The sequence below is a fragment of the Thermosynechococcus sp. M3746_W2019_013 genome (assembly GCF_015296045.1).
GTDB lineage: Bacteria > Cyanobacteriota > Cyanobacteriia > Thermosynechococcales > Thermosynechococcaceae > Thermosynechococcus.
In genome coordinates, this window is sequence record NZ_DVDW01000050.1 from 1 (window position 1) to 17,370 (window position 17,370).

The following is a 17,370-nucleotide window of genomic DNA, read 5'->3' on the forward strand; positions in this document are numbered from 1 at the left end:
CTGAGTCTTAAAAGAGCATGATTAGCAATTTTTTTATTAAACGCCCCGTCTTTGCAACAGTTTGTTCTCTACTAATTATTCTGGTGGGGGCGATCGCGCTGCCAACGCTAGCCATTGAGTACTACCCTAACGTCAGACCACCGACAATTCAGGTATCTGCCAACTATGCCGGTGCTAATGCCGAAACCGTCGAAACGAATGTCACCACAATCCTAGAAACGCAAATTAATGGCGTGGAAGGGATGGATTACATTGACTCCACCAGTAACAGCTTTGGCAACAGCAATATCACGATTACCTTCACTGAGGGCTATGACGAAAACATTGCGGCGGTGGATGTGAATAACTTAGTTGCCTCTGTTACCTCGCAACTGCCACCAGAGGTCATTAACACTGGGGTCAATGTTAGCAAATCCACGAATCAGATTGTTTTGGCCTTAGCCCTGTACCCAGAGGAGGGCTACGACTACGACGCCACCTTCATCAGCAACTACGCGACCCTCTATGTGGTACAACCTCTGCAACGTCTGAAGGGCGTAGGGAAGGTTCAGGTCTTTGGTCAACGCACCTATGCCATGCGGATTTGGCTTGATCCCAATCGCTTAGCCAGTCGCGGTCTCACGGCTCAGGATGTGGTGCGCGCTCTCTCCGATCAGAACGTCCAAGTAGGGGCCGGGATTATTGGTGCCCCCCCAGCACCAGAGGGACAGGAGTTTCAAATTTCCATTCAAGCCCAAAGTCGCTTAGCCTCAGAAGAAGAGTTTGCCGACATTATTATTCAGCGCGGTGAAGATGGCTCCGTGGTTCGCATTCGCGATGTCGGTCGGACTGAGCTAGGAGCACAAAACTACAACACCAACTTTCAGTTTGATGGCCGTAACGCGGTTGGGATTGGTATCTATCAACTCAGTAGCGCCAATGCCCTCGACATTGCCCGTGCTGTGGAGGCGGAGATGGCTATTTTAGCCGAGAAATTTCCCCCCGGACTGAAATGGAGTGTGGGATTTAGCACCACCGATGCGGTGCAGGAGTCGATCAAAGAGGTGGTCATTACACTGATTGTGGCCATCATTCTTGTGATTGCGGTGATCTTTTTATTTCTTCAAGATTGGCGTGCCACAATTATTCCGTCGGTGACGATCCCCGTCTCGTTGATCGGCACTTTTGCGTTTATGAAGGCTTTTGGGTTCTCGATTAACAGTCTGACCATGTTTGGTCTGGTGCTGGCGACGGGGCTGGTGGTGGATGATGCGATTGTGGTCGTGGAAAATGTCACCCGGCTCATAGAAGACGAGGGCATGACTCCCCAAGAAGCGGCCAGTCGCTCAATGGCGGAAGTCACCGGAGCGTTGATTGCCACCTCATTGGTGATGATGGCAGTCTTCATTCCTGTGGCCTTTTTTCCGGGGGTTACTGGGCGGCTGTATCAGCAGTTTGCTTTGACGATTGTCTTTGCAATTGCCCTTTCTACTTTTAATGCTTTAACCCTTTCTCCCCCTTTGTGCGCTCTGCTCCTGCGGCGGGAACGTCCCTCGATGGCGAACTTTATCTTGTTTCGCTGGATCAACCGCTTGATTGCAAGAACGCGGCGAGGCTATGCCCGAAGCCTCAATGTGATTGTGCGACTAAAATACTGGGTGCTGGCGGGCTTTGTCGCCCTGCTGGGGATGACCTACTGGCTGTTTCAGATCGTTCCCGGTGGCTTTGTCCCCCAAGAGGATCAGGGCTATTTTGTCACCCTTGTACAATCACCCCAAGGGGTCTCCCTAGAGTACACGAGTAATATTGTCTTCAAAACAGCGGACGCGATCGCCCAAAATCCAGCGGTCGAACATACCTTTGCCATTGGCGGCTTTAGCTTCTTCGGTACAGGTTCAGATAAAGGAATTATCTTTACGAGTCTCAAGCCTTGGTCACGGCGGCCAACCCTTGATCAGTTGCTACCCCAGTTTCAGAAGGTGGTAGCGGGTGAACTCGGAGCAGTGGTGTTTTCGTCCAATGTGCCGACCATTAACCTTGGTGGGAGTGGCCTTGGCGGCTTTGATATGCAGGTGATGGATCAGCAGGGCCTAGGTCTTGAAACCCTTGCAAGTTCGGTGAACGAGCTGATCCTAAAAGCAAATAACACTCCCGGTTTTGTTGCTGTTAATACCCCCTTTGCCATTAATGCCCCCCAGTTAAATGTGACGGTTGATCGCACCCGCGCCCTTGCCTTGGGGGTTTCCCTCAAGGACATTTTTAATGCTATGCAGATTTACTTGGGGTCGTTATACGTTAACCAATTCACAATCTTTGCCCGCAGCTACCAAGTAATTGTGCAGGCGGACAAGCAGTTTCGCTCGAATCCCGATGACATCAACCGCATCTATGTGCGTTCAGAGCAAAATGCCCTCATTCCCCTCAGTAATCTCGTAAAAATTGAAGAGGTCTCGGCACCGCCCATTATTTATCACCATAACCTGTTCCGTTCGGCAGAGGTGACCGGCCAAACTGTGCCGCCCCTTAGTGATCGTCAAGCGATAATGACCATGGCATCCTTGGCTGAGGAGGTTCTCCCCAATGGCATCGGCTATAGCTGGACAGGGTTATCCCTAGAGTCCGTCCGCTCCGCAGGCCAAGCACCGTTGATTTTTGGCCTTGGTTTGGTGTTTGTGTTCCTCGTGCTCTCAGCGCAGTACGAAAGCTATATTGACCCCTTGATCATCATCCTTTCGGTGCCTTTGGCGATCATGGGCGCGTTGCTGGCACAGTGGTTGCGGGGGCTGAATAATGATGTGTTTTGCCAAATTGGCTTGGTGATGCTGATTGGCCTCGCCAGTAAGAATGCGATCCTGATTGTGGAGTTTGCCAACCAAATTCGTGAAAGCAAGGGCACTACCATTGTCAAGTCGGTGATTCATGCTGCCGAAGAACGGCTGCGCCCTATTTTGATGACGGCAATCTCCTTCATTTTGGGCATCTTCCCACTGGTAATTGCCACGGGGTCTGGCGCAAAATCCCGTCACTCCTTGGGAACCAGTGTCACGGGTGGCATGATTGCGGCCACATTCCTCAGTTTCTTTGTGGTGCCGATCATTTACATCCTCATTAAGGAAGTGGTGGCACGGCTGACCAAGGAGAAGCCCGAGGAAGCAACGCCAAGGGGGTCTTAGCTTACTTTACTATTTGCAAAACTCTTGTATCGTGGGGAATGATCCTTTGGCTCGTTTGTGATCATGCCCAAGCAACTGGATTTGCTGACCTCTGGACAGGTGATTCCTACACCACTGCACAGTGAAATGCAGCGCTCCTATCTGGAGTACGCCATGAGTGTGATTGTGGGGCGGGCGCTACCAGATGTACGGGATGGGCTAAAACCAGTACATCGGCGGATTCTCTATGCGATGTACGAGTTGGGGCTGACGCCCGATCGCCCCTTTCGCAAGTGTGCACGGGTCGTGGGGGATGTGCTCGGGAAATATCACCCCCACGGGGATCAAGCGGTCTATGAGGCACTGGTGCGCTTGGTGCAGCCCTTTAGTAGTCGCTATCCGCTGTTGGCGGGGCATGGCAATTTTGGCTCCATTGATGATGATCCACCGGCGGCAATGCGCTATACGGAAACGCGCTTGGCAGCGATCGCCCACCGCACGCTACTGGAGAATATCAGCGATGCCATTGTGGATTTTGCTCCCAACTTTGACAGTTCCCAAGAAGAACCATTGGTGTTGCCGGCGCAACTGCCGATTTTGCTGCTGAATGGCTCAACGGGAATTGCGGTGGGCATGGCTACAAACATTCCACCCCACAATCTGGGGGAAGTGGTGGATGCACTAATTGCTCTCATTGACCGACCCCATCTCTCCCTAGAGGAGCTCCTCACCCATCTGCCGGGACCAGACTTTCCCACGGGGGGTGTGATTGTGGATGGGGCAGGATTGCTACACGCCTACAGGACGGGTCGAGGAACAATTACACTGCGGGGAGTGGCTACCCTTGAGGATATTGCGCCCGGACGCGGCCGCCACCGCCGCCAAGGGATTGTGGTGACGGAGTTGCCCTATCAGGTGAATAAGGCGGCATGGATTGAAAAGGTGGCCGATTTGGTGAATCAAGGTCGCCTTGAGGGCATTGCCGATCTGCGGGATGAGAGTGATCGCGAGGGGCTGCGGGTGGTGATTGAACTAAAGCGGGATGCCCCAGCGGCGCAACTCTTGGAGCAGCTCTATCACCTAACAGCGTTGCAAGTGACCTATGGCATCAACTTGATGGCACTGGTGGGCAATCAACCCCGCCAGCTCTCCCTCAAGGAGATCCTCAGGGAGTTTTTGCAGTTCCGCGAAAAGACGCTGCTGCGGCAATATCACCATGATCTGGCAACAGCTCAAGCCCGCCAACAGGTGGTGACGGGACTCTTAATCGGCCTCAATGCCGTGGAGCAGGTGATTGAGATTGTGCGATCGGCGGCGGATGGCAGTGCAGCCCAGCGGGAATTGATGACCCGCTTGGGTTTGAGCGATCGCCAAGCTAATGCCCTGATTGCCATGCCCCTCCGCCGCCTCACCCAACAGGAACGCCAAGAACTGGAACGGGAACAGGCGGAGCTGCAAGCGCGGATTGCCCAATTACAGACCCTGATTCACCAGCGGCCTGAGCGCCTCAAGGCACTGAAGAAAGAATTGCGGCAGTTGAAAAAAGAATTTGGCGACCCTCGCCGTACCCAAATTCTGAGGGAAACTCCTCCCCCTGAGGAAGTCGCTGATTGTGGGGGGGATTCCCTCTGGATAGAAATCAGCTGTCGCGGCTATGGTCGCTGTCTGCCCCAGCAGCGTCGTCGCAGTGGTCTGCCGTTGCAAACGTGGCTACCGTGGTCAGAGCCATTGCCCTTGGGCTTCTCGGTACAGGCCAGCGATCGCCTGTGGGTGTTTACGGAGAGTGGCAAGGTCTATCCGCTGCCTGTGGAGCGACTACCCGTCACCAGCCGTCGTGAGGGCGATCGCGGCCAACCCCTCCTTACCCTCCTAGCGGAGTCAGCTCAAGGGGAAAGCCTCCTTACCGTCATTCCCAGTCAAGCCACAGCGGAAAAGCTCATTCTGCTGACGCGCCAAGGTCGCATCAAGGTGATTCCCATCTCAGACCTGCAAGACCTGAGGGGGCGCGGTCTCCAACTCACCAAACTGAAGGCGGGGGATGCCCTTGGTTGGGTATTGCCTGCGGACAGGGATCATTTGGTGTTGGCCACCTCGCGGGGGCGGGTTTTTCACTTTTTCATCCCCGACATTCCAGCTTTGGGACGGCTCAATCAAGGTCAAGCGGCGGTGCGCCTTAGTGTGCAGGAGATCTTGGTGGGGGCGATCGCCCTTTCGGAACGAGAAAATGTTATCCTCGTTACCGCTTCCGGTCTTGGTAAACAAGTGCCCTTGCCCCTGATTGAAGTGGTGCCCCTCGGTCATTTAGGTCAATTGGCGATGCCCTTGCAGCAAAAATCGGATCGCTTGGCGGGCATTGGCCCTGGCCGTAGCTCCCTCGCACTGGTGACGACCCAAGAACGGGCCTGGATCACCAATGGGGAAGAGATCCCCCTCCTTAATAAAGAGGCGATGGGGGTGGCGATCGCCCCCCTTGACCCGGGGGAACAGGTGCAGGCGGTGGTGGCATTGGCCTAACTAATTCAATCCAGCGGCCACAGACTCGCAGGTGCTTGCCCCCTGGCAGGCTTGCGGTTTGGCTACCATTGCCGGCAGTGATCAGAGCTCGGACTGCTTCAATCACCCTGAAGTTGAGACCCCGTTTCAGGTGCTGCCGCAGAAAGCGCTGGATTAAGCGGCGTTGCAGGGCAAGGGGCAATTCCCGCAGGCGCAACCGATCTAAGGCCGGAGGATGCTCGCGGATCACTGTGGGGGCAAGACGCTCCACCTCAGCCTCGAAATAGGCGCGATCGCTAGCGAGCAGCTCAGCGGTTTGGCCAAGCACCTCTTCCAGATTCGGATTGAAGTGCTGTTGTAAATAGGGGATTAACTCCAAACGCAGCCGATTGCGGCGATACGCCACATTGTGGTTGGTTTCATCCTGCCAGATGGGCAATCCGTAGGCTTGGCAAAAAGCAGCGGTTTCAGCGCGGGTCATGCCCAGGAGCGGGCGCACCAACTGAATAGCGCCCAAGGAACGGCTGGGCAAGAGGGTGGCGAGGCCATCGGGGCTAGTGCCCCGCAACAGATGCAGCAATAGACTTTCAGCGCGATCGCTCTGGGTATGGGCTGTCACCACATGGGTGCAATCCAACGCCTTGGCCATGCTCTCAAAGACTTGGTAGCGCCATGAACGGGCTGCTGCCTCAGTTTTCGGCAAATCAGGGGCACTCACCACCTCACAGGGTAGATGCCATTTCTGCGCTAGCTGTCGGACAAAATTTGCATTGGCGGTGCTATCTGCACGCCAGCGGTGATCACAATGGACCGCCGCCAAAAACCACTGCCAGTGGGGTTGTAGATCCAGCAACAGGCGCGTTAAACAAACGGAGTCTTGCCCCCCCGATAGAGCAATGAGAATGCGTGACCCCAAAGGAAGCCATTGCTGGATTTTTAAGGTGGTGTGCAGGCGGGCGTGGTGAATGCCCCACACGGGCAACCCCCTAGAAGAACCAGCCGTAGGAGTGTAGGCCCTTCCCCAGCAGATTCACCCCTAGGTAGCAGACCCAGACCACTCCAAAGCCAACCGTGGCGAGAATCGCCGGTTTACGTCCTTGCCAATCGCGGGTAATGCGGGCATGGAGATAGGCAGCATACACCAACCAAACAATCAGTGCCCAAGTTTCTTTTGGATCCCAACTCCAAGGTGCGCCCCAAGCCTCGTTGGCCCATACGGCACCGGAGATAATGCCAATCGTCAACAGGGGAAACCCCAGACCAATCATGCGGTAGCTCAGGTTATCGAGGGTTTCGGCTAAAGTCAGGCGTTGTAAACTCAATTGCAGAGCTGGTGGGGTGAGTACCGTTGTGCCACCGCCCCCCGTCGAGGATTCTAGGGCAGGGTCTGGCGGGCGACTGCGGAAGCTGCCTGTTCCCACAGAACTCCCCCTGAGGTTGATGGGCTGGCCCCAGGTGACGATAAGAAAGGCGATCGCCAACAGGGAGCCCACCATCAAGGTGGCATAGCTGAGCATCATCACACTGACGTGCATCATTAACCAGTTGGACTTGAGAGCTGGCACCAAAGGGGCTGACTGTTGCATCTCAGGGGGCAGAGAGAGGGCAGCAAAGGCTGTAATTCCCATTGCAACGGGTGCAGTGACAACTCCCACAAGGGGCTGGCCACTGATGGACTCGGCGACAAAGTGCATGGCCGTCAGCCCCCAACACAGGAAAAAGAGGGATTCATAGAGATTACTGATGGGAAAGTAGCCCCCCTCAATCCAGCGCGCCGCCAGCAGGCCAGTAATACAGAGGTTAGCGATCGCTATCCCCGTGCGACCGGCAGCGGTCAGCAGTGGCCACTGGGGAAATGCTGCCCCGCACCAGTAGAGCAACATGGTGATAAAAAGTACCGCAAAGGCGGTATTATCGAGCCAACCTTCTAGGGTCAATAAATCCATAGGTTTTTGTATTGCCAGCCTGCTACTCTTTCTGTATTGTACTGTCCGAACCGCGCTTTTCTGGGATAGGGGAGTGGGTTCCATTCTTAGTAACAAGGGCTGTACCACAATTTAGCCTGAATCCCTATAATCAGGGGTGAAGAATCATCCTGTTCTATTGTGCTGCTGCTGGAGCAAGAACCCCATGAATGAGCTACGGGCTGCGCTGGAATTGGCGACAGAGGAGGAGTTGCAAGACCTAACAGAAATTCTGTTTCGTCGTCGGCTCAACCCCTTGGACTATCTAACCACGCCGGATCCCATTGCGGTACAAGCCCAAGATCGTCAAGCCTGGTTAGATGACATTGAAGAGCGGTTTCGCTTTTTGGCAGCCGATGGTTTGACGGTGCTCAAGGGCAAAGCCCAGCAAATCAGCTATCGGCAAACTTTGATGCGGGTCTGTCGCTACTTAAAAATTAAGTTTTCCCCCAGTTGGACGGTGCCTGAACTGGAAATGGAGATCTTCTTGAATGTGTTGCAGCGGATGTGGAAAAAGCTGGGGGATCAGGATCGGCGGGTTTTGGCCGCCCAAATTCAAGAGAGCTTGCCCGAATTGCGCCATGGCCACCCCATTTCCATGGAAATGGTGCGCTTAATCCTAGAGGGCAGTGCCGCGATCGCCATCAGTTCTGTTGTGCGCTCCATGGTGGTGCAGCAGGTGGCACGGCAGTTTGCAATTCATTTTGCTGGCTCCAAGCTCTCAATGATCCCCTTGGTGTCACGGGGGGCAGCCATGGGAGCCGCTCGATTGGCAGTGGGGCGCAGTCTCTTGGCCTTTGCCAGTACTGCCCTGTGGGTATGGTTTATTGCCGATTTGGGTTGGCAAGCCATTTCCACTAACTATGCCCGCATTATTCCCACCATTTTTGCGATCGCCCAAATTCGTCTTTTGCGGGGTGAACAGGCCGCCCAGTGGGCGATGGCCTAGAGGGTGATCAGCCGCTCTTTGTCCAAGGTGAGCAGTTGCCGCAGCTGGTCAAGGTTGAGTTCGGTCAGCCAGTGTTCGCCGCTACCCACAATCATTTCCGCAAGGGCTTTTTTCTGTTCGATTTGCTCGTGGATCTTTTCCTCAAGGGTACCCGTGCAGACAAATTTATGGATTTGGACATTGCGGGCTTGACCAATGCGGAAGACGCGATCGCTGGCCTGATTTTCTACCGCTGGGTTCCACCAGCGATCGTAGTGAAAGACATGGTTAGCGCGAGTCAGATTGAGACCCACGCCCCCTGCCTTGAGGGAAAGGATAAAGACCCTGGGGGCTTCGGGATCGTGCTGAAAGCGTTCCACCATGAGTTCCCGCTGGGCTTTGGGGGTGCGTCCTGAGAGGAAAAACACCTCCTGCTGGAGCACCTTTTCCAGGTAGGTTTTCAGGTGGGTGCCAAACTCCGCAAATTGGGTAAAGACAAGGGCGCGATCGCCCACTTCCTGAAGCTCTTGCAGCATTTCTATTAGGCGTTGCAATTTACCTGAGCGAGCGGGGGCATAGTCTTCTTGCTTGAGATACTGGGCAGGATGGTTGCAGATTTGCTTCAGCTTGGTCAGGGTGGCCAAGATATTGCCCCGCCGCTGGATGCCTTCACTATTTTCGATGGCAGCAAGGGAGTCTTCCACCACCGCAGTGTAAAGCTGCATCTGCTCTAGGGTGAGGCCGCAATAGACCAGCATCTCCTGTTTTTCGGGCAGGTCTTGAATAATGCTGTGGTCGGTTTTCAGGCGCCGCAGAATGAAGGGTTGGACATAGGTGCGCAGGGCGTTGAGGGAGCTGGTGTCGCCATAGCGTTCAATGGGACGGACATAGCGGTGTTGAAAGTAGGTGCGATTGCCCAAGTACCCCGGATGGAGGAAGTCCATAATTGACCAAAGTTCGAGCAGGCGGTTTTCTAGGGGGGTTCCCGTCAGGGCAATGCGAAACTGGGCGGACAGTTCCCGCGCCGCTTGGGACTGTTGGGTGTTGGCATTCTTGATGTTTTGGGCTTCATCCAGGACCAAGTGCTGCCACAGAACCGGTTGCAAGGTGGCGCGATCGCGCTGCAGGAGGGCATAGCTGGTCAGAATCAAGTCATGGGTTTCCACCCTTTTGAGGAAGGCCTTGCCCTTGGGGCGATCGCTCCCGTGGTGGACATAGGCCCGCAAGGTTGGGGCAAACTTTTGGCACTCCCGCAGCCAGTTCCCCAGCACCGACGTAGGACAGATCAACAGTGTCGGTCGGTAGGCACGTCCCTTTTCCTTGAGGTGGAGCAAAAAGGCCAACAGTTGAATCGTTTTCCCCAACCCCATATCGTCTGCCAAGCAAGCCCCCAGCCGCCAGCGTTCCAAGAAACTCAGCCACGCCACCCCCCGTGCCTGGTAGGGGCGCAGTTCACCACAAAACTCCTGCGGTGTTGGCACTGGATCCAAGCTTTGTTTGCCCGTGAGGCCATCCAAGAGTGTCTGCAGCGCATCATTGGTGTCTAAGCCAAGAATCGGCAACTTGGCCACCGTCACCGTATCCCCCGTAGCAATGCGCAGTGTCTCTGCAAGGGAGAGTTGGGTCTTTTGGGGAGACTGGAGAAACTCTTGAGCAGCCTTGACCTCTTGGGGGCGCAGCAGCACCCATTCACCATTGAGATAAACCAGGGGAGTCCCTTGGCGGCGCAGTTGATCAAAATCTGCTTCCGAGAGGGGATGCTGCCCCAACTGCAACTGCCACTGAAACTGCATCAAGCTGTCAATACTCAAGCCGCTAGTGGCCGGCGGCAATGTGGCAATTATTTTCAGACCCAAGCGATGTTGGGCGCTATTGCGGCGCAAACTCGGTGGCAAAATGATCGCAACCCCCTGCTGCTCAAGGGGCGCAATTGCACTTTGCAAGAAGGCATACACTTCGGTGGTGTGCAGCGTCAGACCCAGGGGGGAGCGTTCTTGAAGACTGCGATCGAGGGGACGATAAATGCGGGAGGCCAAGCCCAGTCCCCGCAGCAGGGTCTCTTGGGGCTGCCAGAGCACCTGCCCTTGATAGAGGAGGGCCTCTTGGGTGCATTGCCAAATCGCAGCTGCCGTTAGCATCGTGTCCGTTTCCCCTTCAGTTTGCAGCCCAAAGGCCAAGTGCCAGTCACCATCGGCGGTCTCTGGAGGTACCAGTTGCAGAGCCAGTCGCCATTGGGGACGCAGATCCAACTGCTCGCGGTAGGGTTCTTGCCAGCGGTGCAGGCGTTCAATGAGGGGAGGTGGCAGTTCCGTGGTTTGACCCGTTTTCAGGAAGGCTAGCCAGTGGCTATGCTCTTTGGCCAAGCCCACTTTGGGCAATTCGAGGTCAGCAAGGGCAGTGTGCAGATAACCCTGTAGGGTGTGCTGCAGAAAATCCGCCAGTAGGTCTGAAGCATGGGGGGGAAACTGCAGCGCCTCGCCATTGGCTTGATAACAGCGACACAAATCGGGCATCTGCCGGCTAAATTCACGGAAGCGATCGCGATCGCCCCCGTGGGTCAGCAGAATCCGCCAGCCCTCTGGTGTCGGCAGGTACTGGCCGCGCACAATTAAATCCAGCAGCCAGCGACTAACGTGCAGCCAATAGCGCAGATCCTCCCCGATGGACCCACCGTTTGGATCGTGAAGGCTCAGTTGATGCAGTTGTGCCAAAACAGCCGTGGCGGGAATTGCCCAACCGGGCACCTGCCATAAAAACAGGGGTTCCCCCTTGAGGGCGGCAAGCGGTGGCGGGAGCAATTGATGCCCCTGAATCTGTGCCGGTAACGCAATGGAAGTGGAACTTGGGCAGGCTGTCTCCCCAATAGGTATTTTGCTCTGGGTGGCGTAGGGATAAACCGGGATAGCAGGCGGCTCCCAAGGGGTGATTACCTGGGTGAGCGATCGCCATTCTTCCGCCCAAATGAAAAACTGTGGCGCTGGCCCTAGGAGCCAGGTGCCATGTAAAATAGCCATGCCAATATTTTAATTAATTAATTTTAATTAATGAGAATGAGCTTTCAGGAGCGATTCGAACTCTTCGGCGGGCAGGGGAGGGCCAAAGAGATAGCCTTGACCGTAGTCACATCCCAGTCCCTGAAGTATTTGCAGTTGCCTTGGTGTTTCAATGCCCTCAGCAACAGCCCGGTAGCCCAACTGCTGGCTCAGGAGTAGAATCATGCGGGTAATTTGCAAGTTGCGTTCATTTTCCTCCAGTTGGCTGACAAAGGAACGATCTACCTTGAGGTGTTGAATCGGCAGGCTCTGGAGATAGCTGAGGCAGGAATAGCCTGTGCCAAAGTCATCAATGCCAATTTCAATATTGCGATTCCTGAGCAATTCCAGCAAATTCAGCATTTCACTTCCCAGTTCAATGCTAATCCTTTCGGTGAGTTCTAGCAGCAAATGCTGTCTGGGCAGGGGGTACCGCCGCTGAAGGGTATCCAGATACTTCAGGAAAGTGGCATCCTGGAGCGTCTTGGCAGAAACATTGACGCCGAGCCTTAAATCAGCTGGGATGCCATACTGCTGTTGCCAAGTCCAGAGCTGCCGACAGGTCTGCTCTAGGACCCACTGATCCAGCGCCACGATCAACCCTGTCTCCTCGGCAATGGGGATAAAGTGTGCCGGTGAGACAAGACCCCGCTCAGGGTGTTGCCAGCGCACCAAGGCCTCCATGCCGACCAATCGCTGACTCTTCAAATGAAAGATCGGCTGGTAAAAGACTTGCAATTCCCCACCGTTTAGAGCGTGGCGCAGATCATGTTCAAAGTGGAGCCGCTCTAGAACCTGTTTGTGCATCTGGGCATTAAAGACAGCATAGCGCTTTGTTAACTGCCTTTTAGCCGCATACATAGCAATATCGGCATCCCTTAGGACGGCTATACCGGTTTCATACTCGTTTTGGCAAAAGACAACGCCGATACTCGTACTGAGGAAAATTTGCCGCTCCTCCACCCTCAGGGGCTCCTGAAGGCGATGGATAATTTGTTCGCACAGGGCGATCGCCCTCTGGATGTGGGGCACCTCGGTGAGCAGAATCGCAAACTCATCTCCGCCCAAACGAGCTACCGTGTACCGATTCTCAACGAGGCACCGCAGCCAACTGGCGAAAGTCATTAGAAGTTGGTCCCCCACCCCATGGCCCAGGCTGTCATTAATCACCTTAAAGCGATCCAGATCGAAAAATAGCACCGCATAGTAAAACTCAGGACTTGTTTGCGCCTCGGTAATTGCTGCTTCCAATTGCTCCATGAAGTAAAGCCGGTTCGGCAGTCCTGTCAAAGAATCGTGATAGGCTTGCCGATGCAGTTGAAGCTGCACTTTTACTCGAGCAGTGACATCGCGGGAGGTCGTCTGCAGTTGGTGCAATTGACCTTGACTGTTGTAGCAGGGTTTAACTAACGTCTCCAGCCACAGGGGATCCCCTTGGGCAGTACAAACCTCATAGGTTATGGGCCAGAACCTTTGCTGCTGAATCATCTGCTCCAGTTCCTGGTTGACTCGCGATCGCTCCCAATCAGAAGAACAAAGCTGGCTAAAATGCTGGCCAAGCAGCTTTTCAGGAGGAATGCCCAAGAGGGTTTGACAAGAGGGACTCACATAGAGACATTGCCACTGCGGATCGTAGAGCCCAAGAATATCGCTGGTATTTTCCGCTAGGAACCGATAGCGTGCCTCGCTTTCCTGCAGTGCTAGTTCAATGGCTTTGCGTTCTGTAATATCAATGTTGGTACCTACCACTTTACAGGGCTGACCCTGCTCATCGTGAATCAATACTGCTTCACTGTGGAACCAGCGGTAGGTGCCATTGCAATGGCGGAGCCGAAAATCAATATTGTACTCTGCCGCGCCGCGTAGGAACTGACGGTAGGCAACAGTAACGCGATCGCGATCCTCTGGGTGGAGTCGCTCTTCCCAATCCTCAAGACTTGCTTCTTTGGCGGTGCCAGAATACCCCAATTGCCTTCGGTAGCTGGAGGAAACACAGAAGGCCCCTGTACGTAAATCACAAAAATAGAAACCAATATTAGAGACCCGTGCCGCCAACTCTAACTGCGCCTGTTGTTCCTTAAGACGAGTCTCCGCCACCAGCCGCTCCGTGACATCCAAAACCACCGTGTACCAGACAACAGCGCCATCGGCCTCCCGTGTGGGTTGACCCGCCCCCTCCAGCCAGCGGACTTCTCCTGTGGCAGGATGAATGATGCGCCATTGACAAAACCAAGGGGTCAAGGTTTCAGCCGAACGCAGTACAGATTGCCATGTGGCTTCTCGATCCTCGGGATGCACAAGCTGCCACAAACATTCACCATCGGCGGCAGCTGCCTCTGCCGGTACACCCCAAAGACGTTCGCACATTGGGTTGAGGTAAAGGGCACAGTTGCGGCCATCGGGATATTGCTCATAGCGGAAAATGGCGCCAGGCAAGTGAAGCGTCGCCAAGCGAAACCGTTCCTCACTGGCGCGCAGAGCAGCCTCAACCTGCCGTCGCTCAGCCAGTTCCTGTTGTACTTGCCGGTAGAGGGTGGCTTGGTAAATGGCTACCTCCAATTGGGTGGCAACCCCACAGGCTCGTTCAATTTCTGCCCTTGACCACCCATGGGGTTGAGGGTAGGTAGATAGGCTCAGGCTTCCCCAGAGGCGACCTGCCACCATTAAGGGAATCAGTAACCAGGCTCCCGGAAAAGTAATTGCAATTTCTTGGTTAATGGGATCGCTAATTTCACGGGTATCGTCAACAATGACGATGTTCCCTGCTTTTAGATCTGCGGCAAAAGGGTTGTTGGGATCCGGAATTTCAAAACCATCGTGACGAGGAAAGTTGGGATCATGGTGATACTCAGCAATATGCCGCCAGACTCCCTGCTCCGGTAAATACTGCACCACAACCGCATCAACCCCTAGCCCCACGCCAACTTCCCGCACAGCCGTCTCAAAGATCACGTCGAGATCAAGGGAGTTGCGAATCGCTTGCATAATACGGTTCGCCGCTTGCTCCTGCAGTAACTGCTCTTTGAGAGCGGTAATCAACCGTGGTGAGGAACTGGCCATGGAAAAGCAGATTGCAAAGGCGCTAAGCCAGGAGAATTTGTCTTGAGACTAGCACAGTTTTTTTCTTTGTGGCCTAGGTTTAACGGTTTTCAATTGCCTTTGATTTGCCCCTGGGTTCGAGCTAACCATCGAGCATAAAGATCAGGGCGGCGCTCTCGTGTGCGCTCAATTTGCTGTGCCCGCCGCCATGCAGCAATTTTTCCATGGTGACCGGAAAGTAAGACTGGCGGTACTGTCCAGCCCCGAAATTCTGCGGGTCGGGTGTAGTGAGGATAATCCAGTAAGTCATCTTCAAAGCTCTCTTCGTGGAGTGAGGCTGCCTTACCAATGGTGCCCGGCAACAATCGCAGGACGCCATTGAGAATGACAAGGGCCGGGATTTCACCACAGGTCAAGACAAAATCGCCAATGGAGATTTCCTGGGTGACTAAGTGCTCAATGACCCGCTCATCCACGCCCTCATAGTGACCGCAAAGGATGACGAGCTGATCCCGTTCCCGTGACCAGTGCCAGAGGTGCTGTTGGGTGAGGGGCTGCCCTTGGGGGGTAACATAGATGACTTCGCGCCGCGGCAAACAGGGCAAGGATTCTATGGCAGCAAAGAGGGGTTCCGGTTTCATGACCATCCCTACACCACCGCCATAGGGCTCATCATCTACGCGCTGGTGCTTGTCGGTGCTAAAGTGCCGTGGATTGGTTAGGATGACCTCCGCAATGCCCCGCGCCAAAGCTTTGGCTATTAGGCCGCTGCTGAGGGGTGAAGCAAAGAATTCAGGAAAAAGAGTAATAATGTCAAAGCGCATTACTGACGATCGCAAGAGAGGGAACCATAGTAGGCAAGGGCACGCAGTTGACTAAGGGCGCAAAGTTGCTCTTGTTTCCACGCCCGTTGGGTTTCTAGTGCCCGGGGAGGTGACTGAACGCCAAAGAGTTGATTGATCAAAGGGGAGCGATCGCGCTGAAAACGGACAATGGCATATTCTCCCTCCTTGAGATTGGCAGCCCTGGCGAGGGCATTTAGGGTCTCTAAGCGGCTGCGGGTACCATCGATGAGACGGTAGCGCTGCGCCTGATCGTTACTGAAAATCATCGCTCCCATTTCGTTGCGAATGACGCTGGGATCAATGCCCCGTGCCTGGGCCACATGATGAATAAACTTAGTGTATTCCTGCTCAAGGCCAGCTTGGAGGACCTGAATTTCTTGGGGGGTGAGGCGACGGAAGGGATTGCCAATATCTTTGCTACGGCCAGCGCTCAGGGTCCGTTCTTCGATGCTATTGGCGGTGACGCCTCCCATCAGTAGGCCGTTATCGAGGCTGGTGGGGCGATCGTAGTAGAAAACACTGGGACCGAGAATGCCAATACTGCCAACCATGCTGCCGTGATCAGCATAGATCTTATCGGCTGTCACCATTGCCCAAACCCCTCCGGAAGCAGCAATACCCTCAATAAAGGCATAGACGGGTTTTTGGGTTGCTTTGCGGTAGCTCCTAATGCCCTCGGCGATCGCCTGTGAGCCAAAGATTGTGCCACCGGGAGTGCTGATATTGACAAAGACGGCCTTAATAGTTTTATCCTTAGCAGCTTCTGCCAACTGCCGCTGCACTTCATAGCCGTAGGTGACACCCACAAGGGGGGCAAAGAAGCTATCCTCTTCGTTTTGGGGGCTGCCTAGAATTGGACCAGTAATGTCAATTCTAAGAATGCGATCGCGACTGCTCTCCTTGCCGCTGATATGTTCGTAGGGACTGGTTTCACTGGCGGGCGCCAACAAGATGCCGAGGAGGGCAAAGAAAACCGTGGCACTGAAGCCCACCACCCCCAGGGTGAAAAAAAAGGTCAGCGTGCCAAAAAAGATCACACCGCAGCGGTGAAACACACTAGGCCAAAAGGGGGGAAGTGAACGCGCCATGGATAAACAGAGGGAAGGGTTTGGGTATAATCTGAACAGCTTTTCAGCTCAGCCTCTTCAGTGTTTTAATTACTGAATTAACTTGAACTAACTTATTCTAGCCACAGTAGGCGGTCTTCTTTTGTTTTTCCTCCTCACGACTTACCCTTGCCGTGTTGGCCTTTCATCATCCTTTTGCGAGGTAGGTTCTCTTTTCTAATGAAGCCCCCGATTACTGCTGAGCAGTATCTCAATCATCCCACCTTTGGCTTGCTCTATGGGGTATGCCCTCTGGATGAGCATCGGCAACTTTTTACAACCTTGTATGCCCAGCGGCTCTTTTTCGTTGTGACTCAGCGGCCGGAGGGTGTGGAGTTTCAATCCATTAGTCGCACGGATGCGCGAATGCTCATTGAACAGCGGTTGCGATCCCTCCGTCGCCTTGGCAAAATGACCGAGTACCAGGCCCTGGCAGCTATTCATCATCAAGCTTTCCTCTAGCGTTCTGGGATTGGTGAGGGATGATGCATCAAGGTAGCTGCGCAGCGCTGCGGTATCCATCCTCAGAGGCTGTACCACCATGGTACTCCCATGAGCCCATTGGCAGTTTGCTCTGTTGGCGGCGCATTGCCGCCGGCTATTGGAATTTGCCGGGATATTCAACGGGCAGAAGCTCTTAGGTTCCATCTTCAGGAAATCCGGCAGTTCCCAGACCTGCGGGAACATTGCCCACTGACCTACCGGCTGTCTATAATCAACTGCAAACAAAGATTGCCGCTATTGATGCTCAAATCTAACAGCTCTTTTGAGGGCTTGTTCTACTCAATTTTTGACTTTATAGTTAATTTATAGTATAAGTTTGTAGTATAAG

At 54.2% G+C, this 17,370-nt stretch carries 10 protein-coding genes; 4 read left to right on the plus strand and 6 right to left on the minus strand.

The annotated features are described in order from the left end of the window. The first annotated feature begins 17 nt into the window (after positions 1–17). Together IGQ16_RS09200 and IGQ16_RS09205 are read left to right on the plus strand one after the other, a co-directional pair. On the plus strand, positions 18–3,152 hold the full coding sequence (locus IGQ16_RS09200; protein WP_024124650.1) for an efflux RND transporter permease subunit: 3,135 nt from the start codon (positions 18–20) through the stop codon (positions 3,150–3,152). A 63-nt stretch (positions 3,153–3,215) separates the two neighbouring features. Continuing rightward, positions 3,216–5,645 carry a DNA topoisomerase (ATP-hydrolyzing) subunit A gene (locus IGQ16_RS09205; RefSeq protein ID WP_024124651.1) on the plus strand — a complete coding sequence of 810 codons (2,430 nt, stop codon included), beginning with the start codon at positions 3,216–3,218 and terminating at the stop codon, positions 5,643–5,645. Here IGQ16_RS09205 and tilS read toward each other — a convergent pair. Beyond that, positions 5,566–6,600, minus strand: coding sequence for a tRNA lysidine(34) synthetase TilS (gene tilS / locus IGQ16_RS09210; protein ID WP_297040958.1), 1,035 nt, complete (start codon positions 6,598–6,600; stop codon positions 5,566–5,568). The two genes, IGQ16_RS09205 and tilS, sit on opposite strands and share 80 nt — an antisense overlap. Before the next feature lie 10 nt (positions 6,601–6,610). Beyond that, entirely contained in the window at positions 6,611–7,570 is a 960-nt protein-coding gene (gene ccsB, locus IGQ16_RS09215) for a c-type cytochrome biogenesis protein CcsB (protein WP_024124653.1), read from the minus strand. A 184-nt stretch (positions 7,571–7,754) separates the two neighbouring features. Here ccsB and IGQ16_RS09220 point away from each other — a divergent pair, with 184 nt between their 5' ends. Then, positions 7,755–8,537: a YaaW family protein gene (locus IGQ16_RS09220; RefSeq protein WP_024124654.1), complete on the plus strand. Its 783-nt coding sequence runs from the start codon at positions 7,755–7,757 to the stop codon at positions 8,535–8,537. Here IGQ16_RS09220 and IGQ16_RS09225 read toward each other — a convergent pair. From IGQ16_RS09225 to IGQ16_RS09240, 4 genes are all read right to left on the minus strand, one after another. Beyond that, on the minus strand, positions 8,534–11,530 hold the full coding sequence (locus IGQ16_RS09225) for a DEAD/DEAH box helicase (RefSeq protein WP_024124655.1): 2,997 nt from the start codon (positions 11,528–11,530) through the stop codon (positions 8,534–8,536). The genes IGQ16_RS09220 and IGQ16_RS09225 overlap by 4 nt on opposite strands. A gap of 27 nt (positions 11,531–11,557) precedes the next feature. Next, positions 11,558–14,608: an EAL domain-containing protein gene (locus IGQ16_RS09230; RefSeq protein ID WP_297061173.1), complete on the minus strand. Its 3,051-nt coding sequence runs from the start codon at positions 14,606–14,608 to the stop codon at positions 11,558–11,560. An 89-nt stretch (positions 14,609–14,697) separates the two neighbouring features. Next, positions 14,698–15,411 (minus strand): tRNA (guanosine(37)-N1)-methyltransferase TrmD, encoded by a 714-nt coding sequence (gene trmD / locus IGQ16_RS09235; protein WP_024124657.1) that lies wholly within the window; start codon positions 15,409–15,411, stop codon positions 14,698–14,700. Then, positions 15,411–16,520 carry a S49 family peptidase gene (locus tag IGQ16_RS09240; protein ID WP_297041159.1) on the minus strand — a complete coding sequence of 370 codons (1,110 nt, stop codon included), beginning with the start codon at positions 16,518–16,520 and terminating at the stop codon, positions 15,411–15,413. The genes trmD and IGQ16_RS09240 overlap by 1 nt, the downstream gene beginning before the upstream one ends. 198 nt (positions 16,521–16,718) lie before the next feature. Here IGQ16_RS09240 and pipX point away from each other — a divergent pair, with 198 nt between their 5' ends. Continuing rightward, positions 16,719–17,000 (plus strand): transcriptional coactivator PipX, encoded by a 282-nt coding sequence (gene pipX, locus IGQ16_RS09245; RefSeq protein ID WP_024124658.1) that lies wholly within the window; start codon positions 16,719–16,721, stop codon positions 16,998–17,000. Positions 17,001–17,370: the final 370 nt, after the last annotated feature.

Coding starts and splice junctions, on each gene's coding strand:
- IGQ16_RS09230 (WP_297061173.1), bottom strand. CDS start 14,608: ATGGCCAGTTCCTCACCACGGTTGATTACCGCTCTCAAAGAGCAGTTA.
- IGQ16_RS09220 (WP_024124654.1), top strand. CDS start 7,755: ATGAATGAGCTACGGGCTGCGCTGGAATTGGCGACAGAGGAGGAGTTG.
- IGQ16_RS09225 (WP_024124655.1), bottom strand. CDS start 11,530: ATGGCTATTTTACATGGCACCTGGCTCCTAGGGCCAGCGCCACAGTTT.
- pipX (WP_024124658.1), top strand. CDS start 16,719: ATGAAGCCCCCGATTACTGCTGAGCAGTATCTCAATCATCCCACCTTT.
- IGQ16_RS09205 (WP_024124651.1), top strand. CDS start 3,216: ATGCCCAAGCAACTGGATTTGCTGACCTCTGGACAGGTGATTCCTACA.
- trmD (WP_024124657.1), bottom strand. CDS start 15,411: ATGCGCTTTGACATTATTACTCTTTTTCCTGAATTCTTTGCTTCACCC.
- IGQ16_RS09200 (WP_024124650.1), top strand. CDS start 18: ATGATTAGCAATTTTTTTATTAAACGCCCCGTCTTTGCAACAGTTTGT.
- IGQ16_RS09240 (WP_297041159.1), bottom strand. CDS start 16,520: ATGGCGCGTTCACTTCCCCCCTTTTGGCCTAGTGTGTTTCACCGCTGC.
- ccsB (WP_024124653.1), bottom strand. CDS start 7,570: ATGGATTTATTGACCCTAGAAGGTTGGCTCGATAATACCGCCTTTGCG.